28 protein-coding genes and 1 pseudogene are annotated in these 21,129 nt (G+C 32.8%); 2 read left to right on the forward strand and 27 right to left on the reverse strand.

The annotated features are described in order from the left end of the window. Positions 1-140 precede the first annotated feature (140 nt). The 6 genes and pseudogenes from ACEPXD_RS10850 to ACEPXD_RS10875 all read right to left on the reverse strand — a co-directional run. Positions 141-233 (reverse strand): annotated as a pseudogene (locus ACEPXD_RS10850) (sporulation transcription factor Spo0A); the annotation flags it as partial. Between the two features lie 251 nt (positions 234-484). Further along, positions 485-628, reverse strand: a complete 144-nt coding sequence (locus ACEPXD_RS10855) for a hypothetical protein (protein WP_391115978.1) — start codon at positions 626-628, stop codon at positions 485-487. A 25-nt stretch (positions 629-653) separates the two neighbouring features. After that, positions 654-866 (reverse strand): hypothetical protein, encoded by a 213-nt coding sequence (locus tag ACEPXD_RS10860; RefSeq protein WP_391115979.1) that lies wholly within the window; start codon positions 864-866, stop codon positions 654-656. Positions 867-940: 74 nt separating this feature from the next. Further along, a complete protein-coding gene (locus tag ACEPXD_RS10865; RefSeq protein ID WP_391115980.1) occupies positions 941-1,126 on the reverse strand; it encodes a hypothetical protein in 186 nt (61 codons plus the stop codon). Positions 1,127-1,172: 46 nt separating this feature from the next. Beyond that, positions 1,173-1,532 (reverse strand): cyclic-phosphate processing receiver domain-containing protein, encoded by a 360-nt coding sequence (locus ACEPXD_RS10870; RefSeq protein ID WP_391115981.1) that lies wholly within the window; start codon positions 1,530-1,532, stop codon positions 1,173-1,175. A 161-nt stretch (positions 1,533-1,693) separates the two neighbouring features. Further along, a complete protein-coding gene (locus tag ACEPXD_RS10875) occupies positions 1,694-1,831 on the reverse strand; it encodes a hypothetical protein (protein ID WP_391115982.1) in 138 nt (45 codons plus the stop codon). A gap of 295 nt (positions 1,832-2,126) precedes the next feature. On the opposite strand from ACEPXD_RS10875, the gene ACEPXD_RS10880 reads away from it, so the two are divergent. After that, on the forward strand, positions 2,127-3,476 hold the full coding sequence (locus ACEPXD_RS10880; protein ID WP_391115983.1) for a flagellin: 1,350 nt from the start codon (positions 2,127-2,129) through the stop codon (positions 3,474-3,476). Between the two features lie 628 nt (positions 3,477-4,104). Here ACEPXD_RS10880 and ACEPXD_RS10885 read toward each other — a convergent pair. The 21 genes from ACEPXD_RS10885 to ACEPXD_RS10985 form a co-directional block, all read right to left on the reverse strand. Next, on the reverse strand, positions 4,105-5,592 hold the full coding sequence (locus ACEPXD_RS10885) for a hypothetical protein (protein ID WP_391115984.1): 1,488 nt from the start codon (positions 5,590-5,592) through the stop codon (positions 4,105-4,107). After that, the gene (locus ACEPXD_RS10890; protein ID WP_391115985.1) at positions 5,585-7,183 is read right to left on the reverse strand and encodes a phage tail tape measure protein; all 1,599 of its coding nucleotides are present in this window, start codon (positions 7,181-7,183) and stop codon (positions 5,585-5,587) included. The genes ACEPXD_RS10885 and ACEPXD_RS10890 overlap by 8 nt, the downstream gene beginning before the upstream one ends. Before the next feature lie 78 nt (positions 7,184-7,261). After that, positions 7,262-7,555 carry a hypothetical protein gene (locus ACEPXD_RS10895; RefSeq protein ID WP_391115986.1) on the reverse strand — a complete coding sequence of 98 codons (294 nt, stop codon included), beginning with the start codon at positions 7,553-7,555 and terminating at the stop codon, positions 7,262-7,264. 65 nt (positions 7,556-7,620) lie between these two features. Next, positions 7,621-7,992 carry a hypothetical protein gene (locus ACEPXD_RS10900; protein WP_391115987.1) on the reverse strand — a complete coding sequence of 124 codons (372 nt, stop codon included), beginning with the start codon at positions 7,990-7,992 and terminating at the stop codon, positions 7,621-7,623. A 47-nt stretch (positions 7,993-8,039) separates the two neighbouring features. Continuing rightward, on the reverse strand, positions 8,040-8,549 hold the full coding sequence (locus tag ACEPXD_RS10905) for a hypothetical protein (protein WP_391115988.1): 510 nt from the start codon (positions 8,547-8,549) through the stop codon (positions 8,040-8,042). A gap of 23 nt (positions 8,550-8,572) precedes the next feature. After that, complete coding sequence (locus ACEPXD_RS10910) at positions 8,573-8,956, reverse strand: minor capsid protein (protein WP_391115989.1); 384 nt, start codon at positions 8,954-8,956, stop codon at positions 8,573-8,575. Next, the gene (locus ACEPXD_RS10915; protein WP_391115990.1) at positions 8,949-9,461 is read right to left on the reverse strand and encodes a hypothetical protein; all 513 of its coding nucleotides are present in this window, start codon (positions 9,459-9,461) and stop codon (positions 8,949-8,951) included. Before ACEPXD_RS10915 ends, ACEPXD_RS10910 begins: the two co-directional genes overlap by 8 nt. Next, on the reverse strand, positions 9,458-9,853 hold the full coding sequence (locus ACEPXD_RS10920) for an HK97 gp10 family phage protein (RefSeq protein WP_391115991.1): 396 nt from the start codon (positions 9,851-9,853) through the stop codon (positions 9,458-9,460). Before ACEPXD_RS10920 ends, ACEPXD_RS10915 begins: the two co-directional genes overlap by 4 nt. Continuing rightward, positions 9,850-10,143 (reverse strand): hypothetical protein, encoded by a 294-nt coding sequence (locus ACEPXD_RS10925; RefSeq protein WP_391115992.1) that lies wholly within the window; start codon positions 10,141-10,143, stop codon positions 9,850-9,852. The genes ACEPXD_RS10920 and ACEPXD_RS10925 overlap by 4 nt, the downstream gene beginning before the upstream one ends. Further along, positions 10,140-10,502, reverse strand: coding sequence for a hypothetical protein (locus ACEPXD_RS10930; RefSeq protein ID WP_391115993.1), 363 nt, complete (start codon positions 10,500-10,502; stop codon positions 10,140-10,142). The genes ACEPXD_RS10925 and ACEPXD_RS10930 overlap by 4 nt, the downstream gene beginning before the upstream one ends. 160 nt (positions 10,503-10,662) lie before the next feature. Beyond that, positions 10,663-11,469 (reverse strand): N4-gp56 family major capsid protein, encoded by an 807-nt coding sequence (locus ACEPXD_RS10935; protein WP_391115994.1) that lies wholly within the window; start codon positions 11,467-11,469, stop codon positions 10,663-10,665. Positions 11,470-11,528: 59 nt separating this feature from the next. Then, the gene (locus tag ACEPXD_RS10940; protein ID WP_391115995.1) at positions 11,529-12,116 is read right to left on the reverse strand and encodes a hypothetical protein; all 588 of its coding nucleotides are present in this window, start codon (positions 12,114-12,116) and stop codon (positions 11,529-11,531) included. 90 nt (positions 12,117-12,206) lie between these two features. Next, a complete protein-coding gene (locus tag ACEPXD_RS10945; RefSeq protein ID WP_391115996.1) occupies positions 12,207-13,148 on the reverse strand; it encodes a phage minor capsid protein in 942 nt (313 codons plus the stop codon). Then, positions 13,148-14,443: a phage portal protein gene (locus ACEPXD_RS10950; protein ID WP_391115997.1), complete on the reverse strand. Its 1,296-nt coding sequence runs from the start codon at positions 14,441-14,443 to the stop codon at positions 13,148-13,150. The genes ACEPXD_RS10945 and ACEPXD_RS10950 overlap by 1 nt, the downstream gene beginning before the upstream one ends. Positions 14,444-14,483: 40 nt before the next feature. After that, positions 14,484-16,097: a phage terminase large subunit gene (gene terL / locus ACEPXD_RS10955; protein ID WP_391115998.1), complete on the reverse strand. Its 1,614-nt coding sequence runs from the start codon at positions 16,095-16,097 to the stop codon at positions 14,484-14,486. A 151-nt stretch (positions 16,098-16,248) separates the two neighbouring features. Beyond that, on the reverse strand, positions 16,249-16,464 hold the full coding sequence (locus ACEPXD_RS10960; protein WP_391115999.1) for a hypothetical protein: 216 nt from the start codon (positions 16,462-16,464) through the stop codon (positions 16,249-16,251). Positions 16,465-16,782: 318 nt separating this feature from the next. Further along, positions 16,783-17,643 (reverse strand): tyrosine-type recombinase/integrase, encoded by an 861-nt coding sequence (locus ACEPXD_RS10965; RefSeq protein ID WP_391116000.1) that lies wholly within the window; start codon positions 17,641-17,643, stop codon positions 16,783-16,785. Between the two features lie 151 nt (positions 17,644-17,794). Next, complete coding sequence (locus ACEPXD_RS10970; RefSeq protein WP_391123179.1) at positions 17,795-18,247, reverse strand: phBC6A51 family helix-turn-helix protein; 453 nt, start codon at positions 18,245-18,247, stop codon at positions 17,795-17,797. Positions 18,248-18,437: 190 nt separating this feature from the next. Continuing rightward, entirely contained in the window at positions 18,438-19,037 is a 600-nt protein-coding gene (locus ACEPXD_RS10975) for a hypothetical protein (protein WP_391116001.1), read from the reverse strand. Positions 19,038-19,115: 78 nt separating this feature from the next. Next, positions 19,116-19,892, reverse strand: coding sequence for a hypothetical protein (locus tag ACEPXD_RS10980; protein ID WP_391116002.1), 777 nt, complete (start codon positions 19,890-19,892; stop codon positions 19,116-19,118). Positions 19,893-19,960: 68 nt separating this feature from the next. After that, on the reverse strand, positions 19,961-20,290 hold the full coding sequence (locus tag ACEPXD_RS10985) for a hypothetical protein (protein WP_391116003.1): 330 nt from the start codon (positions 20,288-20,290) through the stop codon (positions 19,961-19,963). Positions 20,291-20,568: 278 nt separating this feature from the next. Here ACEPXD_RS10985 and ACEPXD_RS10990 point away from each other — a divergent pair, with 278 nt between their 5' ends. Next, positions 20,569-21,117, forward strand: a complete 549-nt coding sequence (locus ACEPXD_RS10990; RefSeq protein WP_391116004.1) for a hypothetical protein — start codon at positions 20,569-20,571, stop codon at positions 21,115-21,117. The last annotated feature ends 12 nt before the right edge of the window (positions 21,118-21,129 follow it).

The raw sequence follows: 21,129 nt of genomic DNA on the forward strand, positions 1-21,129 counted from the left end.
TTACTTATCTATCTCCAACAAAAAAACATCATCCCTTACTGATAAGTTTTCATATCAATAAAAAATAATGTTTATTTATAGGTTCTTACACCATTATCCCAATTCACTTTGTTCAGTGCAAATAAGGTTTAAATCCTCTTTCAGCTAGCCATATTCTCCATTCGAATTTTGTCTGCAATCATTGCGATAAATTCACTATTAGTAGGCTTACTTTTCAAATGATGCACAGTGTAAGAGTTGATATAAAGGGATTTCTAAATTAATTAGTTGATATGAACTTTCTTCTATTTACTGCATTCCGCTCGTTGTATTTGTTGCTAATTTTACCGTAGAGAATAGTCAGTGTCAATCTATTCCAGTAACAATATATAATAATATTTACTGAAACTCTTCCTATTAAATAAGTAAATAAAAAGAGCATAGCAATTAAGCCACACTCCTAATTTTATAATCTACTTTGTATATTTTTCAAAACATACTTTTGTTACATTTTGTTGTTCTTTCTTGCCACCTTCAAATTAAACTTATCTATCTCAGTCATTAACTTAACTAAGAATTCCTTAGGAACATTTTCAATAAGTTCTTTTTTAAATCGCTCATGTACTTCTTTTGATGTTGTTATCTTCATGTTTCGACACTTCCTTACTTAAAAATCAGCCTTCTTTTATTAATTCCAGTGCAACCTCAACAAGTCTTTTCACATTAATCTCTCCTATTTCGGTTACTTTTTGACCGTTCGACAATTTAGTTATTTTTATTTTTCTGCCTTCTTCCTTCCATTTCTTTAACCTTTTTTCCGATCCAACTAAACCTCTTTCCTGTGCTTCCTTTATTTTCTTATCATACAAAATTGAATAATCCTCCATATTGCACCTCTTCTCAATTGTTTAATTTTCATTCAGATGAATGTATTCGTACACCCTAACAAATCTCCCTCTAACTATGCCTTAATATGTCTGTACTTATCTTTATTCTGTTTATAATAATCATACATAATTGTACCAAGCAATTCCTTTAATGTAGCAACTGCTTTCGTTTCAGCTTCAATTGAATCTTTTTTATAATTTTGATGTGTGCTTCTAATTTGAATTTGATTTTTAGCTCTCAAGAAAATCCATCCTCCCATTAATTCCATACTTGATTCAATAATCTACATTATTTAAAAAAGTCGGTTATCCCGAATATTTATTAGGGGTTATTGGATAATGATAAATTTTTATATCGCTATCTATAAATCCTCTTTTCCTAGCTCCTAAAAGAGTCTGATACATGTTTTCTCTTCCAACAGGGTTATCAGTGTGAAGATATACTTTATTTACTTTCAATCCTTGTTCACAAAACCATTTAACGAAGTCATACCCAGTTGGTAATAATGTACCGTCTGTATCTTCCCCTAAATCATGGTCAAGCGATAGGATATCAATTTCAAAGTTATCAAAGAAACTAATGGCTTCATTAAATGTTCTAGCCAATTCAAATCCATCCGGACAATCCCTTAAATCATCCACATATAAGTTTATTCTTTGTTTCATTTACACCACCCTTTCAATAAAAGATATAGCCAAGGATATTATAATTTTCATCATAAATGTATGTGTAAATCTATTATTTAGAAGAATTTAAGTAATTCTATATATGACTATTACATTTATTTGAATAAAGCAAATAAAGAGAAGAGTCAGTGTTAATTATACTAACTCTTCGAGTTAAATGATTGATTATTTTTAATTAAGTCATAGAAAGCTTGAGCTATTAATTTTATGTTTGGTTCATTTAATTCAGTTACCTGAACTTTAGTAATTTTACTCTCAACCATATCTTTAATTAGCATTCCCACATCTCCTTACCTTCTTATTTTCTCTATTCTAATATTTTATCTCCGTAACTCATTTCATCCATAAAAATTCATCACCACCATTCCATTTATCGCCTATTAACGTAGTTATACTGTACCATTACGAAAAGATTTTACATATTATAATTTTTTTGTATATAAGCAGAAATCATCTAACCCAATATTAAAGCAAAAATACTCGGATTAATTATCCATTTTACTTGAATAATATGTTAAAAGTTCCAACTAAAATACCGATATAATTTAAGAGTATATAAAAGGGGTTATTTTAATGATTATTAAGCATAATATTTCATCTTTAAATACGAACAATAAATTAAAAATTAATAGAGAAAAGACCGCGAAAAGTTTAGAAAAGCTATCATCTGGATTTAGGATTAATCGTGCCGGGGATGATGCTGCTGGTCTAGCTATTTCTGAGAAAATGCGTGGTCAAATTCGAGGTTTAAATATGGCAGGAAAGAATATACAAGATGGAATTTCTTTGATACAAACTGCTGAAGGTGGTTTAGGAAATATCCAAAATCCTAATTTAATAAGATTGAGAGAACTTGCTATTCAATCTGCTAACGATACTCTGACAGATGAGGATAGAAAACTGATTCAGAAAGAAGTTGAACAGATTAAACAAGGTATAAATGAAATTGCCAATAATACCGAATTTAATGGAATTAACTTGTTAAATATACCGGAAAGCACAACTGTAACAACATCATTAGAAGTAACTGATTACGAGGCCGATTTATCAGTAGTGGATATTACTAAAGCAAAGAGCATTACAATTTATGAAATAACTGATGGCGTCACCCATACAATAGAAATCCCCGTTAGTTCTTTTAACGATGGAATAACTTGGAGTCCACCAAATAATAGCTTGTTTGAAGAATATATTTTTAAAAGCCTTGATGTTAATCCAACTCAATTATTTCAAAGTATCGCTAAGCACCTTGGGCAACTTGAACCTAGAAACAATATAACAGGAGTAAAGCTAAATGGTATAGAAGGGTACGATCAACTAGAAATTTTCGGCAAGCTTCATAGTGCTAGTTATATTGATGATTTTGGAAAAGTTGATCCAGATCATTCTGTAAAAAATGCAAATTCTGAAGATTTAACAGATTATCCAGAGTTTTTACCTACTCTAAACGAAGATACCGAGTTACTTTGGGTATTCTATGCAAGAAAGCAAATAACAAATACTAATGCCGAGTCTAATAACATATTATCTCCACTTCTTTCGTTCCAAACCGGAGCTAATTCTAGAGATTCAGTTTCAATTGAACTTTCTGATGTTCGAACAACAGCACTAGGTATAGATAATATTGATCTTTCAACAAGACAAGGTGCAGAATCAGCAATATCAAAGATTGATGAAGCAATAGCGAAAGTATCATCGGAACGTGGTAAATTTGGAGCTTATCAAAATAGACTTGAACATGCCTATAATTCCGTTATGAATACTTCCGAAAATTTGCAATCTGCCGAGTCCCGCATTAGAGATACCGATATGGCAAAAGAAATGATGGAATTCACTAAAAATAACATCTTAACTCAAGCTGCACAATCTATGCTAGCTCAATCAAATCAGCAATCAGAAAGTGTATTACAATTACTTAAATGATATAAAGTAGGCTATCTTGATAATGTACTCTGATTAGTCTTTTTGTAATTAATATCCATTTTTTATTTATTCATTAATAGTAGAATCAAAACGAATGCTGTACTTATTCTGTGTGAGTGTAAGTGCTTGGACTTGTTTCCAATATTTCAAAACTTTTTACGATGTTTTTATACTCCCCCAATTAATAAATTTCTTCTATATTAACTTGTTTTTAATCGCAAAATATACGACATCGTTCATAAGTCGTAAATAAAACGTGACAAGCTCTATGTCCACTGTCTATCGGTGTTTTGGCTGATCACTAAAATTATATTAATATAACACTTTTAGCGACTGCACATAGTAATTATCTATGTTTAGGAGGTATCTTTTGCTTGTTAGTCGTTATATAACAGGAATCTGATATTATAAGTGTTTTATTGATATAATTTTGATATGTCACAATGTAATCCATGGAATCAAATCACATAACGTTATGTACATGTTTAAGCAGGTTATATTAAATTATTAAATTAATTAAGTCAAAAAAATCCCCACAATCAAAATATAGAAAGTGGGGAAATATTATTATGTATCACTCACATTTGAATAGAATTGATAACATTATGTATTAGTTGAATGGTGTAAATTACCTTCTCATCCCTCTCTCTCGTTTTAGTGTATTAGCAATTTGATTACTAAATGATTTAACATCAGCTTCATCCCCAACCATCTTATCTACTTTAAAATTGAAGTAATAGTTTTCAGTTTGAATCTGTTGTCCACTAAAATTCAAATATTCAGCAATACCTTTTCCAATACCTGCAAATGTTTTCCTATTCAATGGAAGAATTGCTTCGGCTCCAGCTTCCCCTACCCCTTGTAAACCTGCATTAGCTGTTCCAAAAATAGTCGGTTTGTTGAAAATACCACCTTGAGCATTCCAACTCACATCTATTTTTGGGACAGATGGAGGACTCAATGAGAAACTACCTGTCAAATTAAACTTCGGTAGCTTTGGTAAACTAATTTCAGGAATTTTTAGTTTCATGTTGGAGAAGAATCCTGTAATACTATCTATAACATTTTTCACTTTATCCCTAGCATCTTCTATTGGCTTTGTTATAGCGGTTTTTATTTCATCGAATTTCGATTTCGTAGCCGTTAATATCTCAATTGTTTTGTTCGCAGTATCAGTCTTCATCTGATTCCATTTATCGGAAATTGCTTTATTTGTTTCCTCAAACGTTTGCTTCATTTTATTCTTGAATACTGCCCATTTAGAAAGAATCTCTCCTGTTTCCCAATCCACAGTTTGTGCGTGTTCTCCTGCTTGTTTCTTTGCTTCAGAGACAATATCCTTATGCATATTTTCAGCGTATTTTACCGATTCATCACGTTGTTTTTTTGCTTCTGCGATTAATTTATCTGCTTGTTCTGCTGATATGACTCCAGTTTCGTCACGCATACGAATAATTTGAGCAACAGTTTCATCGTATTGAGCATTTACTTCTTTAACAGATTTATCACGTTGCATAGCACTATTCTTGACAACTTCTGCCGCTTGTTGTGCTGATACAATACTAGCTGTTTCTTTCAAACGTACCATGATTATTTTTTGTTCCATTTCACTTGCACTCAACACTTTAACCGCTTGGTCTTGTGCTTGTTGGTTAATATTATTAATTACTTCATATTCTCGTTCAGTGAGAGCACGGTTTTCATCAGCTGCTAATTGCAATATTTCTGTAATACGTTTCTTTTTATATTCTTCAAGCTCAATTTCTTTATCATGCGTTTGCTGTTTTTTCTCCAATATTTTAGCTTCTTCTTCACCGGTTAGAACGGATGAATTCAGGAAGAAATTTTTCATACTATCCATTTCTTGAATATGTCTAGTATTTAGCCCTTCCACAATTTGCTTATTCATTCCTTCATATTTCCCTACTAAATCTGTCGCCATTTCCTGTGTAACTCGTGAAGAGGTTATGTGCATTTCTGACAACGATTTACTAACTCCATCAGATAAATTAAAGAATCCTTCTAATGCTACTTTCGTTGAATCTGAGACTCCCTCCAAGCTATCTCCGAATCTATCAACTTCTTGCAAAGCGTCTTGTTTAAGGTATTTAACCAATGCAACAGTACCAACAGTCAATGCTGTAATACCTAATATTATTAACGGGTCCGATCGGACCCGTTAATAATGCTAATGCTCCACCAAAAACTGCCGATGCTCCTCCTGCTGCTGCTAATGCTCCACTCAATACTCCGAAGAAAGAAACAATAGAACTGATAGAACTGATAGAACTTATTAATGTACCAAAAATTAATAGTAAAGGACCGATTGCGGCAACGATACCTCCAAAAATGATTATTGTCCTTTGAGTCGTCTCGCTCATATTTGCAAACTTTTCAATTACAGGCTTTAAACTTTCCATCATCTTTACTAACAATGGTACGATGATGCCACCGATAGTTATACCTAAATCTTTTAATAAATTTAGAAATATTGTAAATTGTGATGTAGTAGTTTTATAACGTTCTTCTGCTTCATTCGTCAATGCAACATTTTCTTTCCATGCATTATTTGATAGATCAATAGCATCTGAGAATAGTTCACTTGCATTACCTGCACGCAATAATGAGTCTCGAAGTCTTACTTCAGAAATCCCCATTTCTTCTAACATATTGATTGCAGTATCTCCTGCTGCTTCAGCATTTCCTAATCCATTGATAAAAGCACCTAATGCTCCAACTGCATCGTCTTGAAACATCTTCACAAATTGATCAGAAGTAGTACCTGCTATTTTAGAAAAACTCTCTAAATCTGCTCCTGCTTTAATCATTGATGTTAACTCCAACTTAGTCATACTCAATGATTCTGCTAATAAGGTAAAAGCTTTGGGGGTATTGGAAGCCATTAATTGCAATTCTCTAATTGAATAACCTGTCTTATCTGTAAGCTCGTTCATCTTTGAATAACCTGTAGTAGCTGCAACTTGCATTCTTATCATTGCTTTACTTAAAGCCGAACCACCCATTTCAGCTTCAATCCCAACAGAACTTAAAGCTGCAGACAATCCTAAAATATCTGCTTCACTCATGCCAATTTGAGATCCTGCTCCTGATAAGCGCAAAGCCATTGCAACAATTTCACCCTCAGTAGTAGCAAAATTATTTCCTAGAGCTACAACGGAAGATCCGAGTTTATCAAAGTCCGCTTGATTCATTCCCGTAATATTTGCAAGCCTTGCTAGTGCAGTAGCTGCCTCTTCACTGCTCATATTTGTTGCAACTCCAAGGTCAACCATAGTACGAGTAAAGCCTAAAATCGCTTCTTTCTTAATACCTAGTTGCCCTGCTGCTTCTGCAACTCCTGCTATTTCTGTAGCTGCTGCTGGAATTTCTTTTGCCATGTTACGGATTCCATCTGATAGTGCTGTAAACTCTTCTTCTGTTGCATCTACCGTTTTTCTTACTCCAGCAAATGCTGATTCAAAATCCATAGAAGATTTCACTGCAAGTGCTCCAACTGCAGCCAATGGAAGCGTAACTTTTGCAGTTAGACTCTTACCAACTTTTGTAAATCCATCACCGATTGCTTTAGTCTTATCAGCAAAGTTTTTAGCAAGTTCATTACTCTTGTTACTAGCATCATTCATTGCATTTACAAACTGATCAGTTTTAGCAACGATATTTGCAACTATACTATATTGTTGTGACATTTCATCACTTCCCATTTCTATTTTTAAGATGCAAAAAAAGGGGAACATCCAATGTGAATGGACATTCCCCTCTTCTATTTACATATTTTTCATTTGTTCTTTAGCTCGTCTAATGGCATCAAAATCAGTTTTCTGATTCTCTTTTATTGACTTGTGTTCTTCCTCTTTAGTTAATGACTTCAAGAATTTTTGTCTATCATCATCTTTATAATTTGGAAGCAAGCTAATATAAGACTTCATGAGCCATTCTTGTTGTTTATTATCATCTATGATTTCTTGATTTAATATGTGTTCATCTATGTATACGTTGTCTAAAATGTAATCACGAGTCCAACCATATTCATTCGCATAAAGGTGAACAATATGTAACATTTGCCGTTGAAGCAATGTAAATATTGACTCTGTAATTTTTTCCGAATCTGACTCAGTATTATTGTTTACTGAGCCTTCATGAAGTTTTTTAGGTATTTCACAATTGTTTCAAAGTTGTTAATTTGTAAAACTGTTTGTATTAACAAAACTAGATCATCCAATCCACCATCAAGAATTTTCTCTAAATCAATTTCCGATGCAACTGCTAAAAATGGAGGAAGCGTTTCAGATGCTTGCATAATCAACTTTGGCGCTTTCTCTAACAAAACGGATGTATCCAAATCTCTAGCCTCTCCTAAATCATTCATAAATACTTCTTTGAATACTTCTGGAAGATTGCTCAAAGTAGCTGCTAATGCTCCAATACGTCTCACTGGAATCTTCCTAATTTCAAAATCTTCACCATTAAAATTAATAGGTAATTTATCTTTTATCATTTATATCGTCTCCTTCAAGTTGTGTTATTTTAGCTCGTTATTAATGCTTAATCCGTTCCTTCTTGTCCAATTCGGAAGTAGTTACCACCTGTTGAGCCATCACCCGTGCGTGGTAGACCAATGAATTCAACTTCATATTTAACTACTTCTTTACCGTAAGCTCTCTCAAATGCACCAGTTGGATAGGCTTTGAAAACAGTAATATCATAATCCGTGTCTTCCCCTGCATCTTTTGGATGGATTGTAATTTCTTGTGCTTTATCCCTTACACGCTGATGGATACGTCCATCTGTCATACCGACAACTTCACCATCTTCTTTCAACTCTTGAAGTGCTGGCAAAGCCATTTTTAACTTTTCAAACCCTTCCTCTTGGAACACAACTTTTAATTTTACGCTCCACGAATCAAGATATAGATCATATAAACCAAGCTCATACGTTTCTACATCTAAATAGTTCGGCTCTGCGGTAAACGTTGCTCCATCACCCTGTAAACCAATATCTAAGCCGCCTACCTTAATATCTGCCAAACCGAAACCTACTTTAATTTCACTCATCTATAATCATTCCTTTTCATTTTTTATTTTTGTACAATTAAAAAAACCAACTCCATTGAGAACTCTTCATTCTCGTTAGAATCGGCATATAGATAGTTCACATCTGTTCTGGCATAGCTATGCATAACTCTTAATCCGTCAAGGTTGTAATTCTCTTTAGAATGGAATAACGTTAATATTTCATTTCCTAGCTTACTACCTTCATCATGAGTTGGTGCTCTAAATTTTATCTCAATTACCTTTTCTCTTGTTGGTGCATATAAATCAGGAGGATATCCACCTAAATCAATGACACTAACAATTAAATTAGGTTGTTCAGGATAGAAGTTAATGAATAAATTTTCACTAAATATGAGTGCTTGCTCCTTAATGTTTGAAGCAATATAATCAGCTACCACTTTAAGCATTATATCCACCTACCTTTTCCCAATCGCCAATAAAAAAGTATGTATTATTCATGTGTGGATTAGATTTATTCTTAACTCTCGTCCCAATAAATACTATTTCAAATTCATCTGTTTCCTTCTTATATGTGCGTTTAAATCCAGTTTCTGGTGAAATGTAAGCATTCCAAATACAAATATCAAACTCTTTGTCAACTGCATCGAATGGATGAATAATCAATCTTTTTCCTTCTATATCAAAGTTAGAAGGATCATCATAAAGACCATCTTCATGTGTTTCCAACGTTTGCATTAGCTTTAATGTTTCATAGGACTCATCATTAACAGACACTTTAAAGGTCACTTCATACGATTCCAAAATATAACCGTTTACATCATTTAATGCTCCACCAAACATTTTTGTATAAGTTGGAATAGCCGAGAATACACCCTCATCTGCCATAGCTGGAAGTTTCATATCATCATATGTGATCTCGCACAAACCAAATGGAATTTTAATTTCGTTCATGAATAATCACCCACCATTTTATCTAATATGTGCTTCATGTACTTTTGACTGTAAGCTGTAATAGGTTGTGATAAAAACTTACGCCCAACGGTCATACCGTCAAAACCAGACTTTCTTGCTGAAGTTGCTCCCAGATTATAGAATCCTTCGTGCATACGTAGAGCATACTTTTTGTTGTATCCAACTTTAGCTGTAATTGCTCCATTTGATTTAATAGCTGGTTCTACCGTTCCATTTTCCATTAATCCACCTTCATCCAATGGTGCAAGTTTTTGACTAGCAGATAACAAATCTTCTGCTACTTCATTTATTCCTTTTTCAATGTTTGTAACTGCATCCATAGCTAACCTTTGTAACTCATCGCCAAAATCTTCAATTTTCATAGTTCTCATACATAAATCACCTGCTTTACAACTTCGCCAATTGTATTTCTAGTAATTTTTTGAGAGATAATTGCATGTTCCTTATTGTCATATTCAACCTTATCATCAACTTTAAAGGAAATATCAGCAGGAAGAGTGAACTCCAATTGAGATACTACTTCTTGTGCTGATTTATCTTTAACTAGTTGATACTTCTCTTTCACACGACACTTAACATCCTGCTCATTCTTTTTAATCGATTTGCCATATCCATCCCTACCAATTTCATAAATTGTGCAATCTTGGTATAGAGTAATCATATGATTTTACCCAACTTTTTGAATGAGTGTTTCTTTAAAAATGTCGATACTATTGGAGAAATAAAAGAGATGTCCATTTGAAAGCTCATATCTTCAAATTTATAAGAAGATACACCCTCACGCTGAAGTATTAAACGCTCTTTATCGAATACAAGTAGATGAATAGCTTGCTCACAAACTGCATAAAGATAGATGGATTTCTCTTTAACATCTTCACGTAACTCAAACGCTGCATTGATATAGTTTTCAGCCATTTGCAGGGAATTTTTTCTGTCCATGTCGTCAGACAATGACTCCCATGCTACTTTTTCAACATGCATGGATAAATAAGCATCTGCATCATATAGGTCGACTGACATTTTTAGTCACCTTCTTTGGTGTCTGCTTATCTTCATCTTTTCCAACTTTTATTTTCTTAACTATTGTTTCATGCCGTCTTCTAAGCAACAATTTGTAGACCTCCTCCATTAAAATGAGAAGGGAACAAATCCCCTCTCAGATTATATATTTCCGCTAATATTATGCTTTTGTTTTCAATTTAACTAGTTTGGACTCGTCTTCAACTACAGCTACATAGTGCTCATCTGCTGAGATAACTGTTGTTTTGGCAAGGATATCTCGCTGACTTTCAACCATTACATCACGTTTCAAATAGATTGCAAGTGCACCTTCTTTAACGATGAAGTTAGTGTAAACTCCAGCAGTCTTAGGAACTTTGTTGGATGCAACCACTTGACATCCTGCAATTTCACCAATTACTCCTGTCATGAAAGCATTCGGTACAGACTTAATGAAATCTGGGTTCTTACGAATAGCTGACTTTTGAAGTGAATGAATGAACAAGATTTTCGGCTCGTCGTCTTCTTCTTCGAACTTATCAAGCGCATCTACAATTGAATCATATGAGATCGCTACAGTGGAAGCATCATGTGTAAGTGTTGCACCGTTGAATGCTTCCACACAGTCATTATCAACTTTAGCTGCAATTGACGTTTCAAGTTGTTTCTCTGCTTCTCCTACTGGATCACCGTATCCTGACAGTGCCGCTTTATCAGTAATTTCTACCGCTTTACCTGCTTGTTTAATTGTAACTGATTGAGTAGATGCAGAAAGTACTGTTGTACCCATTGCGATACCTTCAGTAAGATCATCCGCATCTCCAATATATGCATATTTAGGGATTGTTACTGTATCCCCTGCTTGTCCTACAAGTGTTTTATCAATACGTGCAAGTGGAGCAAATTTGATTTTCTTTTCCAATTCAGCAGAAATCATATCCGCCATTACTTCTGGGTTAACTAAGTTCGCTAATTTTGTTGTTGTCATTTTTAAAAACATCCTTTTCTAATTGTAATTTTTATGTTTGTGGTTGAGCCACTACTCTATTATTTAAGCAATTGATTGTATAAGTTTTCATCCTCATGCTTAAGTTTTACTTTTTCTTGATGAGTCATTTTCATAAACTGTTCCTTTGTGATTGTTGGAGGAACTGGGTTAGCACCTAATCCGCCAAAATCTTGAGGCTTATTCATGGTAAATAACCCATTTACAATAGCTGATTCAATCCAAGCCAATTTAGCAACATCATCGACATTAGGAATTAAATCCTTGAATGCTTCTGGTACTTGCTCTAGTTTCGATTGATACATTTGTTGAAAGAGTGCCTCATATTGAGAAACTTTTAATTGAAGTGGTTTAACTATTTCATCATTAACTTCTGGATTTTCTGTTTCAGATTCAACTTCATGGTCACTATTTTTTAACTTATCAAGCTCATCTTTCACTTCTTTATACTTATCATTAATTTCCTTGAAGCGTTTATATGGAACTGCTTTTCCTTCTTCTAATTCAGTTTCTTCAATAACTTCTACTTCCTCAGTCGGATCTGTGTTAACGTCTTCAGCTGACGAATCGACTTCCTCAGTTTCAACCTCTTCAACGATTTCCTCTGTATCTTTGATTTCTTCTGCCATTTATTAATTCATCCTTTCACATTTTTTTACGTGGTTTAGTCCACGAGTTGGATTTTTAACATAATAAAAACACGTCAATTAGAAACATAATCATTTCTTTTTGAGTGATTCATAGTCAATCTTATTTAATTCTTTCATTGATAAGCTTTGATATTTATTATTGACAGTTTCACCCTTGCCCATTAAAGCTGACATATAGGCAAGAAAAATATGCTTACAACCTGGATGAAGTATGTTGTATGGACGATTAGGAAGCGTTTCTATAGAAGGATAGTTCTTACTCTCTCCACTTATTGAGAACACCATATCCTCATAATACCTACACCAATCAGCAGCGCCATGTTTGCTAATCTGTATCAAGTCAAAGTTTTCACTGTATGCACCTTCTTCAGCATACTTTTCTTGATACTCTTTTAGTCTGTTCAGTGTACCTTCGTTGTGCAGAATCCTGCTTTTAGTTCTAATCACCATATCAGCATACCTATCTATTTTCCATACTCTGCTACCAGCATCCTTAAAAGATGAAATACCATTTGCGAGTAGTTGCTCTCTCAACTTCTTCTTGACAGTGATATATGAATCCCCACCTTCGATCATTGCTGTGATTAATGATTGAGCGTTATCACGTATGATTTTCTTTGCTTCACGGCTCAAATATCGTGTATTTTTATCTAAGTCGTTATACAAGTCGTTTGTTGCCCTTTTAAGCGCTTCTTTATGAATGGCATGTTCAGCACGGGAAAGTTTCTTAACATCACTAATTTGAATAGCTAAGGAGTCAATATTTTTTAAGGAAAACAAATAATATTGTGGAAATACACTTTTCAGGAAAACTTTTGCTTCCTCATCTAAACCAACTAGAATCAGATTGACTTCTTTAAGTAGCTTTTTAGTTTGCCTATCATTCATTTCCTCATCTATTTGTCTTATGAGTAAAGCCAAAATAGTCGTGTACGCAATCCGATATTTAGAGATAAGCTTATCTGTATCTTCATCAATCTGTTCGATGGATTCATATTCTTTTTCTTCCATTAAATATCACTCCGAAAACTTAATCGGTCACGCTCGTTCTCTTCGTTAATAATTTCAAGGAATTCGTCCTCTACTTCTTTTGAAGTATAATGAGGATTCAAACGAGCAATAGATGATTTAGCGGAAGAAAGTCCAGATACAACTTTTAATTGCTCTTCTTGTGCTTTTGTGAAGTTATCTTCTGGCATCGATGCAGTCATCTCAATAGATGGAATAACCGGCTCATATTTGGCTCCTGCTAAGACTTCTAATTGTTGTGCTTGATGTAGAATTTTCTTAATACCATGCTCAAAATATTTCAAACTGTTTTCAATAACAGTTGACGTTCTGAAAGCCTTCAACTTTATTGATAAACTGGAACTATTTGCAGATTCTTTGGTTAATCCGTACAAATTGGAATTTAATGGAGATAGATAGTGGAGCATCTTCATGATTACTTCCTCTAAATACCATCTATTAGCCTCTAATTGTGATTCCCAAGTTAGATAAGAAGGTTTCACCTCTCCATCATCCACTGGAATATACAAGCCACTTTCTCCTTTTTGAAAGTTTCCGTCAAAATCCAGTAAGCTTGGAGAACCTATAATGGATGGATTAGAATGCTTATCTAATATTTTAGAAATTTGACTAACTCGCCAATTGTATTCCTCAAATAACGGTTCTAATCCGAAGTATAATGAATATCCAAATGTGTCACCGTTATGTCTACTAAATGGAATATAGGTTAATGGGCTTTCTGTGAGGCGAGTATTAACTTCTGTAACCTTTCCTATATCAGCACCTAACTCATTGTTGGTGAATACGCTTTTCTTTGTGATACACCAGTATTCCCCATTGCGTTTCTCGTAGATTTCTCTATATAAGAACTGTTCACCATTTTCTGTTACAGGGAAAGCAATTGTTTCTTTCACTGTTTTCCGCTTATCAAATGGATCGACATCAGGAAAATAGTAGTCAGGCTGAATAAATGTGATTTTACTTTTACCTTCATCAAGATAATTCTTAAATACTGCCCCACCTTTAACCGCTACGGTGATACTTGCTTCAGATAAAATGGAATTAAAATCATTCTCATAAATTAAACGGTCAATCATTTGATTAGTCTCAGGATTATCCTTGACTGTTGCGTTAATATTATCCCTAAAACTTAGATCCCTAAATAACTTAGCAATTTCTGAAGCTAGTGCAATAGGAATATATTTTCCATCCGTTCGCTTGAATTGTGGCTTATTTCTATACAAATCCCACATACGCTTATATCGCAAATGTCGATTGTCTTTAAAATTTATATTCAATCTGTCATCTCCTTTCTAAATTTGAGCATAAAAAAACACCTCATAGCCATGAAGGCTTGGGCATTACTTGTTTAGGCTTTTTCACTTTTTCAATTATCTCCCAAGCACCTGCTAAGGAGTCGGCTGCATCATCATGGCGAGCTTTAGGATTCCAGTCTTTAATCTGTAAATTATATTCTTGACTGTCTCGATTAAATTTGATGATACCGTTAGCTATATCAGGTTGTAATTGCATGATTCTTACTTCCTTTTTATTTCTTGGTTTCACAGGAATAATACGAATCGAATAGATGCCTTCTGCTTTCAATCGTTTCTTTAAATCTTCTAATATGTATTCTTGGAAGAGTGTAGATTCAAATGCCAATACATCCAAATAATCCTCATATAGCTTCACCTTTTGGATAATTAAATCAATCAATTTATCTGGTGTAATACGCTTGATTGTTCCATCAACAATATATTTATAACCTGTGACCTTCTGCTTTGCTAATATTGTGATAGCAGAAAAGTCCCCTTTACTTTGCGACTTACCCATTGCTGGATCAACAAACATAACTAAATTACATTCTGATAGATTAGGCATTCCATTGAAGTATTGAATGTTTTGGAAGATGTAATCATCTGCTCCCCTCGGCTGACACATTAATTCTTTATAGAAGGATGATTCTCCATCGTCAACTAGCTTCTTCATAAGAAAGTAGTAATCAAATTTTTCATCCCATAAAACACGAGTACCTTTTAGCATTTCAGATTGACTAGTAAGAAAGAAATTGTAAGCTGTTTCTTCTCTATGCTTGTCCTCTAATGATGTATAAATTTTTCTCCATTCAGCCCATAAGTCTGAACGTTCTGCCCATTGTAAAATAGACTGGAAGAATAGTTGTTTGTACCCTGTAGTTTCAGGACTAAGTAATTCTGAAAGTATATCCTCCGAATGTAATACAGTACCAACTACCAAAACACGAGTATTTTCTGTTCCAGAATTTAATAGGGAATCTTTATAAGTATTTGCAAGGTTTTCTCTACCGCTATCTGATTCTGCTACCTGATCTTTGATTAAATCATCACATAAAATCAATTCAGGACGATGCTCTTTGTAGCGAATTCCTCGTATTGAACCATCAATTCCTCTAATAGTAATACAAGTATCATTAGCTAAATGAACCTCATTAAATGACCATTTATTATTAGGTTGCTTCATCCTCCCAAAATCTTCAATAATGGCATCATTAGAAACCAACTCATCTTTTATCATGCTTAGAAAAGGAATTCCAGTATCTTCAGTTGCTGATACAAGTAATATGAATTGAAGCTTTTTATATAGAAGGATATTAAGTGGAAATAAAAATGAGGATAAAGTGGATTTTCCATAACCCCTAGGAACACCTACAACCATTCGCTTTCCTTCTTTCTCAAGTAGCCAATTTAACTCTTCCATTAATGATGTATGAAACTGGTTAAATGGTTTGCTGAAGTATTTAGGGAAATACGCTTTAGCAAAATAGGATAAATCAATCGCTCCTAACATTTTTCGCAATCCATTCGATCCAGTTAAAGAAAAATTAGATATTAGTTCTTTAATTTGTTCATCATTAAAATGGAATTTTAAGTGTTGAAATAGTAATTCTGTTTCTTTCTTATTTAGTGATTTCATTTTAAATATAACAACATCCTTTTCTGAGGTGTAATTGGTAGGATTTATAACATTTCATTCGATTTAAGCACTGATATTATTGTTCTGATGTATTTGTTAGGGTGCATCCTAGAATTGATTGATATTTTTAAAATACGACCATATACACCAATTATTCATTACCAACTTTCTCTAATCGTTTTGCTGTTCTTAGTTGATTAACTGGAATCAAATATTGCCGTGCGATAATTTTGTTATCCTTTTGATATGTAGCCATCTCCTTGAATCCTTTTTTGAGATAGTAACGATTAATAGATTGCATAACTTTTTTATCTGTGATGTAAAGTGCGTAATGTGTGTTTGAATACTTCCATAAATTGCATAACATTTATAACTCCCCTATTTTATGACATTAAAAAACTAGCCAATTAAAAACACCCAATAATTAGGAAAGGGAATAACCTAAAAATAAGATGTTTTTAATTACCTAGTTGATATTCAAAAGTTTAAAAATGGTGCGAAAATTTATGAGTCGTAGTACGACACGTTTTTCATTTTCAAAAGTATGTACCCCCACCCCTTCGTTTACTAACTCTTCATCAATCAGAACGTATATTCTATTTATCTAATCCGATACATACAATCTATTCATCTTATCCAAAATAAAAAGACTATCCAAATGGAGAAGGATAATCCTTGAAAGAGATTAGTCGTATAGATTCTCTAATGCTTCTGCTTGTTCTTCTTCTGTACTCTTACTGTATACATGTAGTGTGCTTATGTTTGCATGACCTAGTATGTCCTTTACTAGTACTAAGTCTTGTTTCTTGTTACGTATCAGCTCAGTAGCTAGTTGGTGTCTGAATAGGTGCGGTGTAATAACTAGATGCTCCATGCCTGCTTTCTTCTTCAGTCTATCTATGAGCTTTCTTACTCCATCATCTGTCATGACTCCACGTTGACCAATGAACACCCTTTCGCTGTCTACCTCTTTCCTAACATCTAAGTAGTCAACCAGTGCCTTCCTTGCATCATTGTTCAATGGGATAGTTCTCGATACGTTTCCTTTTCCGTTTCGGACAAATAATTTTCCTTTTCGATCCGATAATATTAAATCGTTTAATTCTAAAGAAGTTAATTCATTCACTCGAATACCAGTTGCCATAAGTGTTTCTACAATTGCAATATACAATAGATTATTAGAAGTTAATACTGTTCTTCTGAACCGATTGAATTCATCTTTACTTAAAATATTGGGAGCTGTTGCACTCTCTGATTTGTTTACTTTAACGCTCATAGCGACATTTGATGCAGCATAACCCTTTTCAGATAAGAATGAGCAATACTTTCTAATAGCAAACATGGAAGCTGATATAGTAGAACTTGCTTTCCCACTATTTAATAGAAAGCGTTGATAATCTTTTATATCTTTGTCAATAATATTAGTTGGATCTTCTTCATCGTATCTTTCTTTTAGCCAAACAAGAAACAATTCAAGGTTACGAACATAATTTTTAATCGTATTATCAGACTGACCACTTATATATTCTTTAAATTGTTCAATCATTTTTATTCCTCCAAACTGTATATATTATTATCTCGACAGATAATTGTGTTCTAATGGCTTATATATTGTCTTAATCATACCATTACAGCTATTATCTGTCTATATAATAATATTATCTAGACAGTTTTAAAAAAATAAAAAGAGAGAATTATTATTCCTTATGCTTCTTCTCTAACAATTCGAGCATATAATTTTTGCTTCCTTCATCATTAGTCTGGATGGATATTTCTTGTGTAAATTTTGGATCTAATTCAGCGAGTGTAAGAAGTTTAGCAATCGCATTAACACGAGCGTTTTCATTTGCTCCTGTGTCTGATAGCTTATCAAGTCGATCGATATACTTTTTCACATCTGCACGAATACTTTTTTTAGCTTCTCTTACACGTTCTTCTACAGCATCATCATAAGCATCTTTAAACGTTTTGTTGTCACGTCTCCAGTCGTAATATGTAGATGTAGCTACACCAGCTTCTTTCAATGATTCCGTTACATTCAAGTTACCTTCTACTAACAACTTGATTAAATATAATTGCTTTTCGGTTAACATTTTATCACCTTTCTTCTGAAATTTTTGAGTGCTTACGACTTTCTGCGATTTTACTATTAATTATCCACCAAAAATTCATGACTAAATAATCATCACTAAACCGTGTATCTACAATGAATCACATAATATATTTAATTATCTCGTTTGCTTCCTTTTGACTAATAATCGTTGTCGGAGTACTTTCACAATTTACGGTTTATTTTGAATAATAAAAAGCCACATCAACTTAATGATGCAGCCCCACATTTCACACATAATCTTCGAAAAATTCTCGAAAATCTTTAAACTCTTCGTCCGAATCGTAAATCCCATAAGTATATTCAAGTTTATATAAATCAATGACAGTAGATTTATACCACTCAATATTTTCATCTAATCCTTTAATAAGTTTTTCTAATTCTTCAACAGAAAACAATGAATTTACGTAGTGGGTGTACCCTGAATTCAATATTCTTTGAACATCAAAATCATTTAAATTGTTTTTCCATACTAACAATGGTGCACTTTCCTTACTTAATCTGATTTCGACAGTTTGATACTTAGACTTAGTCGGAATATCAAATCTAAAAGAAGCTCCACTATCATCTGAATTAGTAAGTGTAAGGTTGATAGTGTGTAAGTCATTCTCAGCAATTCGAACCCTAGCTTGAGGACTTTCAATTGTAAAATTGTGAGTTTTAAAATATGAACTGAATTGTTCTAAAAACTCTCTTATTTTGTTGTTAACAATGGGTTTTGTAAAAACTGATATCTGTAGTAAGAGTTCATTAAATTCTTTAATTTTCTTTAAAACTTCAACTCTATAACTATAAATATCCTCATCTAATTTTAATTCATTAATGTCCATCTCCACAACACCTCTCCTCAATAATATTGTAATTACTCCCTACAATACTACTATTCGACATATCATGTCATAAGTCCTTTATTTATCTTTTATAAACTGAAGTGTAGATAAAACGTTAATTAACTTTAATGCATCGACTTTAGTCCAATAATTAGGATTGTCTCTTCCATGCAAAACCCAGTTCCTATTTAACATTGATCCACGTTCTTCAGCAAAATCTTTACGAACAAACATCTTACTTGATAGATATTTTATCAATGAATGAGAAATAATAATCAAAAACTTCTCTTCCTCACTTAATATCTTTCCTTTCCACTCTCGTATTAAGCGATTACCAATTTCATTGCTCATAGCAATATCTGATATTTCTCCCTCAATAATCGTAATAAGCAAAGGAATAATAACTCCATATTTTTCTGATTCATACAAATCAAAACAATCAATTAAGACATTTCTCCATCTATCATCAATTCCCTTTAAAATAACTGACTTCTCCATAAAATAAGTTTCATTTGAGTTTGATTCATAATAATTAAGGAATAACTCATCTAATTGCATTGACTTAATTTGTAATAACTTAACATCTAAATAGAAATTAAGATTCATTTTCCCAGTTATTGTCCATCCTGATAATGAATTATGTTCAACTAAAGCTTCTATTTTTTTATAATCTATTTCAATTTCAGGTAAATCTATCTTAGGAAATTCTATTCTTGATATAGCGGTTTTAATTGTATTTTGAGCCTCACGAATCTGTCTAAATTGCTCGCCAAAAGCTTCCGAAATACGTTTCATATTTTTTGCGTATTCTCTCATCATTGCATTATAATCATCATTTAGAGTAATGGTAATCACCTCGTATATAAGTTGATTCTATTATACCATTATTCTTCCATTCCAGAAAAGTCATTCCATATTTCCAATCACTTCAACTCAAACATACTCTTTAGCATCTCATGCCTAGTTTTAATTTCACCTTGCAACTTAACTCCGTCATCCTGTAACTTTTCAATCTCTTCTATATTTCTATCATTTGCATTCACCTTAACAAGTACACCAAGCCGTTTCACAATAGTTCTGTAATCAGCAAGCAACTTGTTATATTCCTTTTCACTCACACCAACAAAATACTTCATCTTACATCCAGTACAAGCAAAGTAATTAAAGCGCACATCATAACCTTGATATATGCCGATTTTTTTACTTTTAATTTTATTTATCGTAAATAGTTCATAACAATTATCACATTTCACATTATCTATTTTATCACCTATTTCTCTATTTTTTTACATATGCTAGCATAGTATTGTTTGACTATCTTCGATATTTAAAACCTATAAATTCAGCTGTTATTATACGATTGATAAATTTAATCCATTTGTAGATTAGCATCCAAAACTCAAAATGCTACTCCCATCATTGAGTGTTCGTTCTTACTTAGTTATATCATTATCATGTATTGTGATATAGTTAAAATTGTATATTCCCAGTGAAAATATACTAAATTAGAAGTTTGAGAGGAGATTGCTTTATGAAATTGGATGATGCTAAATGTAATAATGATAATGATAGTGAAAAGGATGAAGATGTGTCAGCGTTAGATTTTTTCACAGAATATATATTAGTGAAATATATTCTAATGATAATTCCGATTTTTTTAAGTTTCTTACTTTTTATATTATTAGACGGCTCTATTTTGGGTTTAATAAAAATAACGGCTGGATACACAGTTGTTTTCTCTATGTTTATCCTCATGAATGAAAAATCATTCTTATTATTAAAGAAATATATTAATCAGCTTATTAAAAATTACACTATTGTTATTTTAGTTATTTCCATTAGTCTGATTGTAATTTATTTTTCAGATATTTTGTTTATGAACTCAATGAAAAATAGTTCTATTAATTTTGATATACTCTTAACTTTATCCGAAACAGTTATAAATCTTTTATATAAATTTCTGTTGAGTGTATTTCTATTAAATCTAACCTTTTATATAAATATTCTTATCCTTACTGCTTTAATTAAATTAGATATTGGAAATAGGTTATTACGATTTTTCACTAGCGAAAAACAATGATTTTAGATTTTA

Origin of the sequence: Psychrobacillus sp. L3, from assembly GCF_042945595.1 — a bacterium.
In the GTDB taxonomy this organism is placed as follows: domain Bacteria; phylum Bacillota; class Bacilli; order Bacillales_A; family Planococcaceae; genus Psychrobacillus.